7 protein-coding genes are annotated in these 12,236 nt (G+C 51.8%); 5 read left to right on the top strand and 2 right to left on the bottom strand.

What is annotated here, in order from left to right; genetic code table 11:
• The first annotated feature begins 65 nt into the window (after positions 1–65).
• Positions 66–2,924 (top strand): penicillin-binding protein, encoded by a 2,859-nt coding sequence (locus JOD20_RS22635; RefSeq protein ID WP_204757455.1) that lies wholly within the window; start codon positions 66–68, stop codon positions 2,922–2,924.
• A 65-nt stretch (positions 2,925–2,989) separates the two neighbouring features.
• Here the strand turns inward: JOD20_RS22635 and JOD20_RS22630 are convergent, their stop codons facing one another.
• A complete protein-coding gene (locus JOD20_RS22630; RefSeq protein ID WP_204757454.1) occupies positions 2,990–5,773 on the bottom strand; it encodes a helicase C-terminal domain-containing protein in 2,784 nt (927 codons plus the stop codon).
• 360 nt (positions 5,774–6,133) lie between these two features.
• On the opposite strand from JOD20_RS22630, the gene JOD20_RS22625 reads away from it, so the two are divergent.
• From JOD20_RS22625 to JOD20_RS22615, 3 genes are read left to right on the top strand one after another with little or no spacing between them, the layout of a single operon-like run.
• On the top strand, positions 6,134–6,490 hold the full coding sequence (locus tag JOD20_RS22625; protein ID WP_054532367.1) for a DUF2089 domain-containing protein: 357 nt from the start codon (positions 6,134–6,136) through the stop codon (positions 6,488–6,490).
• 11 nt (positions 6,491–6,501) lie between these two features.
• On the top strand, positions 6,502–6,864 hold the full coding sequence (locus JOD20_RS22620) for an SHOCT-like domain-containing protein (protein WP_204757453.1): 363 nt from the start codon (positions 6,502–6,504) through the stop codon (positions 6,862–6,864).
• A 12-nt stretch (positions 6,865–6,876) separates the two neighbouring features.
• Complete coding sequence (locus JOD20_RS22615) at positions 6,877–8,439, top strand: SHOCT-like domain-containing protein (protein WP_204757452.1); 1,563 nt, start codon at positions 6,877–6,879, stop codon at positions 8,437–8,439.
• Positions 8,440–8,482: 43 nt separating this feature from the next.
• Here JOD20_RS22615 and JOD20_RS22610 read toward each other — a convergent pair whose 3' ends face one another.
• Positions 8,483–10,861 carry a PAS domain S-box protein gene (locus JOD20_RS22610; protein WP_204757451.1) on the bottom strand — a complete coding sequence of 793 codons (2,379 nt, stop codon included), beginning with the start codon at positions 10,859–10,861 and terminating at the stop codon, positions 8,483–8,485.
• Between the two features lie 194 nt (positions 10,862–11,055).
• Between JOD20_RS22610 and JOD20_RS22605 the strand changes: the two genes are divergently transcribed.
• On the top strand, positions 11,056–11,970 hold the full coding sequence (locus JOD20_RS22605) for a PIG-L family deacetylase (RefSeq protein WP_204757450.1): 915 nt from the start codon (positions 11,056–11,058) through the stop codon (positions 11,968–11,970).
• Positions 11,971–12,236 lie beyond the last annotated feature (266 nt).

Raw genomic sequence — 12,236 nt, 5'->3', positions numbered from 1 at the left:
ATGCTATAATTTTATCGCAAAATTTATTTGTGGGGGTTGGGGATTAGGGGTCAGGGATCGGGAATATGCTGATTTTAACCAGCCCCCATTCCCCAGCGACCATTCCCCAAACGACTATGGCACAATCAAACAGCGATCAACCACAATTAACTGCTCGGCAGGAACGGCGTTCGGCGCGGGCTGCTCGTCGTCAAGCGCGCCCATGGTGGCTCAAAACACTGATTCTTTTGGTGCAACTGCTGCTGATTGGGGTATTTTGCATCCTTGCAGCTGGCTTGGGTGGCTATTGGTATTTTAGCCGCAATTTGCCGTCGATTGATAATTTGGGCACCCATCGCGCCTTTGAAACCACCAAACTCTATGCCCGCGATGGCACAACCTTGCTGTATGAGATTTTCGATCCTAACGCTGGCCAACGCACGGTCGTGCCGTTCAGCGCCTTCTCCGAGTATCTTAAACAGGCCACGATTGCGGTCGAAGATAGTAATTTCTATACCAATCCTGGGGTCAATTTGCCTTCGATTGCCCGGGCAGCGCTGGCCAATTTGACCGACCAAGAAACTGGCCAAGGCGGCGCTTCGACGATTACCCAGCAATTGGTGCGCAATGTGTTGCTTTCGCCAGAAGAACGCGGCCAGCAAACGCCCAAGCGTAAAATTCGCGAGGCAATTTTGGCCTACCAAATTAGCCAACGCTACTCCAAAGATCAAATTTTGGCCTTGTATTTGAACGAAATTCCCTATGGCAATAATGCCTATGGTGCTGAGGCCGCTGCCCAAGCCTATTTTGGGGTTAGCGTGAGCGATTTAAGCTTGGCCCAAGCATCAATGTTGGCAGGCTTGCCCCAATCGCCATCGCAACTTGACCCCTTGGTCAATGCCGATGCCGCCAAACAACGCCAAGAGATCGTGCTGGCGGCGATGGTGCGCAACAACATGATCACCCAGCAGCAAGCAGAACAAGCTTTTGCTGAAGTGCTGTATGTTAAGCCGTCGCAAGTGAATTTAACTGCGCCTCACTTTGTGTTTTATGTGCGCCAATTGCTTGAAGCGCGTTACGGCCCCGAATTGCTCTATCGTGGCGGCTTGCGAGTGACCACGACGCTTGATCCGCGATGGCAGGCAACCGCCCAGCAAGAGGTGCAGCAGCGGGTGAGCGAAATTACTGCCCAAAACGCAACCAACGGCGCGGTAGTGATGCTCGATCGCAAAACCAACCAAGTTTTGGCGATGGTTGGCTCGGCTGATTACAATAATGCGGCGATTGATGGCCAAGTGAATGTGGCTTTAGCTGAACGTCAACCAGGCTCGGCGCTCAAACCGTTTGTCTATGCGGCGGCGATGATGCGCGATTGGACGGCGGCCAGCGTGCTTTGGGATGTACCAACCGAATATCGCTTTGCTGGGGGCGAGGTGTATGCGCCCAAAAATTATGATCGTAATTTCCATGGGCCGGTTTCGATTCGGGTTGCCCTAGCCAATTCATTCAACGTGCCAGCGGTCAAAACCCTTGATCATGTTGGCATTGACGAGTTTTTGCGCTTGATGCAGCGGGTTGGCATCAGCACCCTCGATGATCGCCCACGCTATGGTTTATCGTTGGCGCTTGGCGGCGGCGAAGTAACCCTAATGGAATTGACCACTGCCTACAGCGTGTTTGCCAACGAGGGCAATTATCGACCTGCCTCAACGATTTTGAAGGTGGTCAATACGCGGGGCGAAGTGCTCGAAGCCTGGAGCGAACCACCAAGCCAACCAGCCTTGGGGCCAGATGGCAACGGCTTGGCGTTTATCGTTTCAAGTATGCTGAGCGATAACCAAGCCCGCGAGTGGATGTTTGGCCCTGACAATGCCATGGAATTGCCCAACGATCGGCCTGCGGCTGTCAAAACCGGCACGACCGACGACGATCGTGATAGCTGGACGGTTGGCTATACGCCGAGCGTGGTGATTGGCGCGTGGGTTGGCAATAGCGATAATACCCCAATGGATGCAGTGCCTGGCTCGTTTGGCGCTGCTGTGATTTGGAATCGCTTGATGACTAAGTTTCACGAAGACTTGCCAATCGAGCAATTTACGCCGCCAGCGAATGTTGCCGAGCACGAAGTTTGTATTCCAACTGGCACCAAACCATCGAAAGCCTGCCCCAACATTCGCAGCGAATATTTTGTTAATGGCACTGAGCCAGTTGAAACCGAAAATGTCTATCGCACGATTCGGGTTGGGCCAAGTGGCGATTGTGTGGCCTTGCCCGACCAGCCAGGCGAAGATCGGGTCTTTGCAATCTATCCCGATGAGGCGGGCAATTGGGGCGAAACTGGCGGCTTGGGAACGCCACCAACCAAGCCGTGTGCTTTGGTGAATCCAACCAATGCAGGCAACGCCAATGTTCCAATTGCCTTGATCGAGCCAACAGATGGCGCAGCCTTAGCCGCGCCAATTCGCATTCGTGGCAGCGCCGCTGGTGATTACACGGTTGCTTGGGGCACTGGCGCGAACCCTGGCAGCTGGACGACGATTATCGAAGGCTTTGGCGGCATTTCTAATGGCTTGTTGGCAATTTGGAATGCTGATGGTTTGCCCGAAGGCGAGTATAGCTTGCGTTTGTTAGTCAAGCAAAGCAACGGCATGAACGAGCAACGAGTCACGATCTATCTTGATCGCACTGCACCAACAATTAGCATCACGGTGCCAGCTACGGCCTTGCGCGGCCAATCAGTGCAGTTTCAAGCCAACGCCCAAGATGATCGTCAGCTTGCCAAGGTTGAGTGGACGGTCAATGGCGAGGTGTTTATGCGCGATCAAGCGCCGTATAGCCTTGATTTCAGCCCAACCCAAGCTGGAACCTATCGCGTTGTCGCTACAGCAATCGATCAGGCTGGCAACCGTGTAACCAGCAGTGTCAGTGTATTGAGCGTGAAATAAGTTTTTAACTAAAAAATGCTGCTGAATGCACAAACATTCAGCAGCATTTTTGCTTGCATTGAAATCTACACCAGCCAGCGGGCCGCAGTTGTTGCTAGCTCAGAGAGTGGCTTGCGCTGCACGGTGCACGCGGGCAATGATTCAAGGAACTGGCGGCCATAATTTTTGCTGAGCAAGCGCCGATCAAGCACCACCACAATCCCGCGATCATCTTTGGAGCGAATGAGGCGGCCAAACCCTTGTTTGAAGCGCAAAATCGCTTGCGGCACTGAGTATTCTGCAAAGGCATCGTCGAAGCCCTCGGAACGCGCCGAAAACACTGGGTCGTTGGGCACGCTGAAGGGCAATTTGGTAATCACCAACACGCTCAAGGCATCGCCAACCACATCAACGCCTTCCCAAAACGAGGCCGTGCCCAGCAAAACCGTGCGTGGGTCAGATTTGAAGCGCTGGATCAACGAGCGCCGTGAGCCATCCATACCTTGCGCCAAGGTCGAAATATCTGCTTGCTCAAGGCTTTCGCTAATGCCATGATAGGTTTGGCGCAACGAGGTATTGGCGGTGAACAAGGCTAAGGTTCGGCCACCAGTTGCTTTACATAAATTAATTAATGCGTCTTCCATGGCGCGTTGATAATTGCGCTCATTGGGTTCGGGCATATCGGTTGGCAAATAGATCAAGGTTGATTTGCTGTAATCGAATGGCGAATCGAGCTGCATGGCCGTGGCTTCGTCTAGGCCCAAGCGCTGTTTGGGGTAATCGAAGCTATTGCTGACCGAAAGCGTGGCCGAAACCAAAATATTGGCACGTTTCTTCATCCATAAATCTTCGGTGAGCAATGGCCCAACATGAATTGGCGCTGCTTGGACTAACAATTCGCGGCGACGTTGATCGGCGGTGAGCCAGGCCACAGTTTCTTCGTTGCCATAAATCACCAAATCAAATTGGCGTTGCAATTCGCTGCATGCATTGACAATGCCCTTGACCCGCATTACCAAATCGTCGTAGCCATTAATATCGCGGCCTTCGAGATTATCCAAAATTGCTTGGAGTTTGCCAAAACCATCGCCAATTTTGCGCAAATTAATGCTCAAATTTTCCCATGTTTGCTCAACTTGGCTCCATTCGGCGTGGCGGCGAATTTTGGTCGTGATGCGAAGTTGGGGATCGTATTGGGTTACGCTGCGATCTTTGGCCATAATATCGTTGAAAATGCTGAACAATTGCTGGGCTGCATCGCGGGCTTTTTCAACATTCGGGCGCACATCGGCGCTAATATCTTCGAGTTTGCGTTGCTCTTTATGGTCGACCGTGCTCAAACGGAAGAGTTGCGGCCACTCGTTGAGCACGCCGCTGGCCAAGCGTGCGCCGCCTGTGCTGTGCATATCGTTGAGCAAGCCATTCAAGCCGTGCTGCGAAATCCGAAAACCCAATTGGTCGGTGGCAACATCTTCAAGGTTATGCGCTTCGTCGATAATCAAATGATCGTAGCGCGGTAAAATGCCAGGCGATTTAACATCGGCCATCAACAAGGCATGGTTGGCGACCACAATATGCGCGTTTTCGGCCTCGGCGCGCGCCTTGAAGAAGAAACATTCGTTATAGAGCGAGCAGCGTTGGCGCAAACATTGGTCGGGATCAACATTAACATTATTCCAAACCTGCTGTTCGCCTTGAATCAGCATTAACTCTGAACGGTCGCCGTTGTTGGTTGATGGTAACCACAGTTGCAGCTTCAACAAGCCCCGGGTTTGATCTTCGTTATGGTCTGGTTGTGCGCGAAAGGCTTCGTAGCGCTTCAAACATAGGTAGTTGCTGCGACCTTTGAGCTGCACGGCGCGCAACGCTGGTGCTTGGTCGGGATGCTCAGCCAAGAGCGCTTGTACGGTCGGAATATCTTTGGAGCACAGCTGATCTTGCAAATTGATTGTGTTGGTCGAGATGACCACTCGTTCGCCGCGTTGACGCGCCCATTGGGCGGCGGGCACGAGGTAGGCCAAGCTTTTTCCCGTGCCAGTTGGTGCTTCGATCATCAAGGTCTCGCCTTGATTGAGCGCTTCGGCGATGGCCACGGTCATTTCGATTTGTGGTTGGCGTGGCTCGTAGCCAGGAAACATGCGGCTAAAGCCACCTTCGGCCCCGAACATCGCACCAATCGCCTGGCTATCAAGCAATTGTTGGTTGCCAGTTGGTTCAAGCGCAACCGGACGCACGATTGGTTTGGGCTGAAATTCAATTGGCGCTTGCCAGACCGTTTGCACGCGGCGTTTGGCAATTTCGCCAAATAATTTAGCCAGCGGCCATTGCAATTTTTGGGTGGTTTGAGCGATGTTATGCAATTCGGCGGCTGATAATTCGGATAATTTATCGAGTAATGCAGTAAACACCAAGCGGCTCGCTTCGGCATCGGCCAAAGCGCGGTGGGCATCAGGATGCTCAATTTGCAAATGTTCGGCAATCGTTGAAAGCGAATAATTGGGCAATTGCGGAATCAACAAGGTCGCCAAATCGAAGGTATCGTAATGCGGCTGGGTGACTTTTAGCCCTTGTTGCTGCAAAAAGCGCAAATCACCATCAACCGAATGACCAATAATTGGATAGCTTTTGAGAAATTTGGCTACTTGGCCACCAATGCTATTAAAGCTTGGCGCGGTGGTCAATTCGTGAGCATCGATGCCAGTTAAACGAGCAATTTTGATTGGTAGCACCTGTTTGGGTTTGACCAAGGTTTGGTAGGTTTCGAGAACCTCGTTGCCACGAAATTTAACGGCCCCAACTTCAATAATCTCATCGCGCCCTGGTTCTAAGCCAGTTGTTTCCAAGTCCAAGGCGATATATATCGGTTCCACAGATGCTCCTCGCTAGCAAGCTCGATGTCGCTCAAATGTTTTGCCATTATACCTGTTCTAGGCCTCAAAACAAGTCGATTGAAGGTCGCATTTTGGCTCAATCCCTCACCTCCCAACCCTCTCTCCCACTGAATGCGGGCGAGGAGGAGCATCCGTGGTGCACCAAGGAATTGGGAGAGAACCACGCGGTTAAAGCCCCTCGCCTGCTGGGCGGGAGAGGGGTTGGGGTGAGGGGATCTTAATCCCAGCCATTTTTTAGCTAAAACTTTCTAATCTAAAATTAATATAAGATAGATTGACAATTATTATCAATGTAGGTTACACTTTTTCGCAGATGAACTGATACTTCGCGAGGTATTGATGAATCCTATCTTGACTCAATGTCCAGTTTGTATGGGCGAACTCACCAGCACTCGGTTGGAATGTGCAATTTGCAACACGGCGATTGAAGGCCAATTTACGCTCGGGCGCTTGGGACGTTTGACCCGCGAACAACTCAGCTTTGTGGAACTCTTGGCCCAACATCGGGGCAACGTCAACCAAGTCGCAGGCTCGTTGAATGTGTCGTATACGACAGCGCGAATGCGTATGGACGAAATCGCCGCTGCCTTGGGCGCGCCGCCATCAATTTCGCGGCCTGATTCCCGCGAGGTGTTGCGGCAACTCGAAACCGGCGAACTGAGTGCTGAAGAAGCGCTCAAACTGCTGCAAGGCTAGGAAGGTATTCAATGGCAACCGAAGAACGCATGCGCATTTTGCGCCTGATTGAAAATGGCCAATTGACTGCCGAAGAAGGCGCACGTTTGCTTGGTGTGATGGAGCCAAACAATCGGATTTCCCGCCCGCAACGTGCTCAATGGGTACGCATTCGGGTCACCGATTTGAAGTCCAACCATCACAAAATCAATGTCAATATTCCCGTTGGCTTGATTAGCATTGGCTTGAAACTCGGTGCACGCTTTGCTTCCAACAAACATACGACGCTTAACTTTGACGAAATGTTGGAAGCAATTCGCGGCGGTATGACTGGCAAAATCGTTGATATGGAAGATCTTGAAGACGGCGAACGTATTGAAATTGTGGTTGAATAAGGAGTCTGAGCGATGCAACAACGTATTAATATTGGTACGAATCCAACCGTGGCGGTTCGCATTTGTGAAGGAAACTTACGGGTCATTGCCCACGATTTGGCCGAAGCTTGGTTTGATGTTGCTGAAGATGATATTAGTTTTCGCGCCCAAGAAGGCCATCTTTCGATCGAGCGCTGCTCCGATGATTTGGAATTGCGCTTGCCCCATGGCACAACCTTGACCCTAGAAGTGGTGCAAGGCGACCTGGATATTAGTGGCATTGCGGCAGTGCACACCCGCCAAATCGAAGGCGATCTTAATATTCGCGATGTGCAAACCTTCGAAGGTGCTTCGGTGCAGGGCGATGCGGTATTAACCAAAAGCGCCAACATTACCATCGCCAACATTGATGGCGATCTCAAAATCTATGAGAACGCTGATACTGTGGTAGTCAAAAATGTCAATGGCGATGCAAAAATCGGCCAAGTGCATAACCTTAGTATTATCAATATTCATGGCGATTTGAGCACCAGCGATATTACTGGTGATGTGGCAATTACCCGCGTGAGCGGCGATGCAACCTTGCGTGGCATAATCAAGAGCCTTGCGCCAATTCACGTTGATGGCGATTTGAAATTGGGGATTGTTTGGACTCCTGAGCACGTCTATCACGCCAATGCGAGTGGCGATCTGATTTTGGAAGTTGCCGACGATGCTAACTTGACCGTCAACGGCTTTGTGCAAGGCGATGTTTCGGGGATGGCCGACCGTGAGCCTGGCTCAATTAGCCTGACGTGGGGCAATGGCTCGGCCCGCCTCGAAGTCAATGTTCAAGGCGATTTGAGCATTCGTGGTGCTGCGGCATCTGGTCAATCGAAGAGTGTTGGTAGCAGCAATTGGGGCGGCAACTGGAATTGGAAGAACGACGATTTCAACCGCGCAATTCGCGATTTCACCGACGACTTAGCCTCGATGGGCCGCGATATTGCTGCTCAATTTAGTGAGATGAGCCGCGATTGGCATGGTGGCAAGGGCGAAAAGGCTGCTGAACGCGCCCGCCAAGCCACCGAACGCGCCGCTGAACGGGCCGCTAAAGCCGCCGAACGCGTAAGCGTACGCATCAACGAACGCGAATATCGCTTCGACCCTGAGCGGATCGAACGCTTGAAAGAGCAAGCCAAGCGGGCTGCTGATGAAGGCATTAGCCGCGCCTACGAGGCGATTGGCCAAGCCTTGGGCAACATCGAGAAAAATGTTGCGCGGCCAAATGCGCCACGCCCGCCAGCGCCACCAGCAGCACCAAATGCTCCAGCAGCCCCAGCAGCGCCAAATGCGCCCCATCGCGTCTCGATTAGTGAAGATGATGGCTCATCATCAAGCCAACACGTGGCCTACACCGGTGATACCGTGCGGATTACACCAGAGCAAGCAGCAGCCGCAGCCCAGGCCGCACCTGTTGCCCAAGTAGCTGAAACTCCAGCAGCTGAAGCTCCAGTGGTTGATAAAACCCAAGAACGCTTGGCGATTTTGAAGATGGTGCAAAGTGGCAAGATTAGCGCAGACGAAGCAGCGCTCTTGCTCGAAGCATTAGGCTAAAATTCGCTCAACAGGCGGGCTAGCGTGCTAGCTCGCCTGTTTTTCATTGCTCGCTGACTGGGTTGCGCACCTCGGCAACGCTCATAGTTTTGAGCAATTGCAAAAATACCTCAACCACCATTGGATCAAAATGCTTGCCCGATTCAGTCGCTAGATATTCCATAATTCGCTGATCCGACCAGCCTTTGCGATACGGACGATCAGAGCGCAAAGCATCCCAAACATCGACCACAGCAAAAACCCGCGCCGCCAAGGGAATCGCTTCTGCTTGCAAGCCCTTGGGATAGCCCGTGCCATCCCAGCGTTCATGATGATAATGCGGAATATCGAGCGAGCCTTGCAAATAGAGAATTGGTGCGAGTAACTGGTAGGCATAGACTGGATGGCGGCGCATAATCACCCATTCGTCATCATCGAGCGGGCCTGGCTTGTGCAAAATTGCATCGGGCACGCCCATTTTGCCAATATCGTGGAGCAACGCGCCGCGCCGCACATGAATTAATTCCTCTGAGCTGAATTTACCCATAGCCGCTGCGAGCTGTTCGGTCATCCACGTGACGCGCTGGGTATGGCCTTCGGTTTCGTGATCGCGCAGATCCAAGGCCCGCGACCAGCCTTCAATCGTCATATCGTAGGCACTGGTAACCTCGTGATTTACTTGTTGCAAATGCTGGAAGAGCAGCGCATTATCCAAGGCGGCGGCAACTTGGCTGGCATAGGTTTGCAGCATATCGTTGCGTTCAGCTTCGAAAAAATTGGCTTGGTTGCTTTGCAAATTGAGCATGCCAAAGGTGTGATTGTGGCTGACCAAGGGAAAAGCCATGGTTTGGCTAGCACTGTCGTCAAGCGGCTCGACTGCTTCTATTTCAATTTGGATGCTTGGGAGTTGGGGTTCGTTGTGATTGGTGTGGTCAAGCAGTTGATCGCTTTGATTGAGCGTGAGCCAAGCTCGTTGTGCGCCAAAAATATTAACACAGCTATCAGCAACATCGCGGGCCAGATCTTCGACTTTGAGCTTGGTGGTTAATCGTTGCGAGCTATAGTAGAGCGCGGTGAGGGTTTGCATTTGCAGGTCGAGCTGCTCACGAGTTGCCTTGTATGAGCTAAGATCTTCGATCATGGCGATGGTAAAGAGTGGGTTATCGTCGCTATCTTGCACCAACGAAGCACACAAACGACCCCAAACAATTCCGCCATCGGAGCGTAAAAAGCGCTTTTCAATTTGATACGAATCGCATTGACCAGCAAGCAACTCTTGATTTAAGCTCAGTTCAAATTCACGATCATCGGGATGGGTAAAGTTGATAAATGGCTCGTGTTGCAGCTCGCGTTCGCTAAAATTCAGCAAAATGCAGGCGGTTGGGTTGGCGCGGAAGACCACGCCATTGGTATCAATTAACACAATGCCAATCGCTGCATGCTCAAACATTGCGCGAAAGCGCGCTTCGTTGGTGCGCAGGGCAAGTTCGGCGGCGCGTTGGCTGGTAATGTCGCGCAAGGTCGAAATTGTCACCAACTCATCGTTGATCGATTGCAGATCAACATTGACCAAGGCCCACACCAGATGTCCATCGCGATGACGAAATGCCATTTCAAAATCGCGAATTTTGCCGTGTTGTTGGGCCATTTGAATGATGTCGGCACGCTGATTGGGATAAGCATACAACTGTTCGAGCTTGAATTGCATAAATTCTTCATTGCTATAGCCGAGCATGTGGCTGCCAGTTGGATTGACTGCGATGACCGTACCATCGAGTTTGGCCATACCAATCCCGATTGGCGTAGTTTCGAAAAGCAGGCGATATTGAGCTTCAGAATGGCGTAATTCAGCTTCGATTCGTTGGCGTTCGCTCAACTCAGTTTGGGCTTTTTGCAAAGCGTTATAAACTAAGCGCCCACTGACAATTTGAAAAACCAGCATCAAGCCAAAGTAAAAACTATAGCTAAGCCAGCGCGAAAATGGCGTGTACACAATTAATGGCTTTGGCAGCAGTTGCTGGCTTTCGAGCGCCACGGCAGCTAAAGTTACACCTAAACTCAGCAGTGCAACCAGCAAGCTAGCGCGTTCACTGAGCAAAAAGCTGGCAGCAAAAATAACGAAAAAATAGGCGATGATCGCAGGCGATGCAATTCCGCCAGTGCTGAGCATCAAACCGCTAAACACCAGCCAAAATAAGCCAACAAACAGCTTGGCTGCCAGATCAAGGTGGTCGTGTTTGACCAAACTCCAGAGCCAAACGCAGATCAGGTTGACTACTGCAATAATTGCTAGGCGGGGCCAGCTAATATTTGCCTGCATCAAACTTAACAGAATTTGAACGGGCGTAAAAACAAAAAAGACACCCCTCAGCATCACCAGCAATAACTGTTGGCGTGCTTGAGCATCGCTTAATGTGCGTGGAATCAACGAGCGCCAATGCATAACTCTCACCATAGAATGAACGAAACTAGCGTGATTGAGCAATGTTGGGCCGGAACGAAGCTAGGTTAGTTGGAGAACAGCGTAGCTTAAGTATACTATAGGCTTGGTATACGTTGCAGGCCAATATTGCCACGTTCTTGACAAACAGCCCAAAGCGTCCGACCATACCTATTGTTTGTGTGAGGAACGCTCCCATGCATTTTCCACGCGATCTACGCGCTTATGGGATTGAATCGCATTGGCTGAATACTGCGCCAATGACCCGCCGCCTATTGTTTGTCTATGCCCATCCCGATGACGAGAGTTTTGGCAATGCTGGCACGATTGCCTATTATGCCCATCACGGAGTTAGTGTGCATTATATTTGTGCCACCCGTGGCGAAGCTGGCGATGTTGACCAAAGTTTGTTGCATGGCTACGGCGATATTGCGACGCTGCGGGCAACCGAGTTGGGCGATGCAGCCAATGCGATGGGTTTGGCCGCCTATCACTTTTTAAATTATCGTGATTCGGGCATGGCGAACACGCCCGCCAACGAGCACCCCGAAGCTTTGGTGCAAGCCCCGGTCGAAGCAGTTGCCGCCAAGATAACCGCTGCAATTCGGGCAATTCAGCCGCAGGTTGTCATTACCTTTAATGAATATGGCGGCTATGGCCATCCCGATCATATTGCCATTCATCATGCGACCCATTTAGCCTTTGAGCGCGCTGGCGCTGGCTCGTGGTTGCCCGAACAACTTGATGCTGGCTTGCCGACGTGGACTCCGCGCAAACTCTATTACTCGACCTTTAATCCCTTGATGATTAAATTGATGGTGCGAGCATGGCGACTTTCGGGCCGCGACCCACGTAAGGGTGGCAATAACGGCGATGTTGATTTTGTAAAGATTTTGGATGCGGTTAATCCGCCAACCGCCAGTGTCGATTGCTCAAGTGTGATTGACCAAAAAGTTGCTGCCTGGCAGGCTCATCGCAGCCAACTTGGCCAAATGGCGCTGAGCTTTAAATTGCCACGTTTGCTGCGCCAGCGCTTTCTTGGCCGCGAGCAATTTAGCCGCGTTGTGCCAGCGCCCAACGGCCACGAGTACGATTTGTTTGCAGGGTTGTAAGGCGAATGGGGGTTGGGGATCGGGGATCGGGGGTCAGGGATGAGGCTATCGGCTATATGTGTAATGGTTCATTAGATTGGGAATAAGTAGCATGCCCTCACCCCCAGCCCCTCGCCCACTGAACGCGGGCGAGGGGGAGTAAGGGCCGCGTGGTTCCCACTCGCCCGTGGGCGTTTAAGGGCGGACAGGTTGAGGAATAGCTATCAATAGATGTTAGGCCATTTCCAAGCCCAGTCGTCTGCCCCGCATCACCGTCGTTGCCCAGC

It is taken from the genome of Herpetosiphon giganteus (assembly GCF_016907925.1).
Taxonomy (GTDB): Bacteria; Chloroflexota; Chloroflexia; order Chloroflexales; family Herpetosiphonaceae; genus Herpetosiphon; species Herpetosiphon giganteus.
This window is presented reverse-complemented; position numbering and strand designations above follow the sequence as displayed.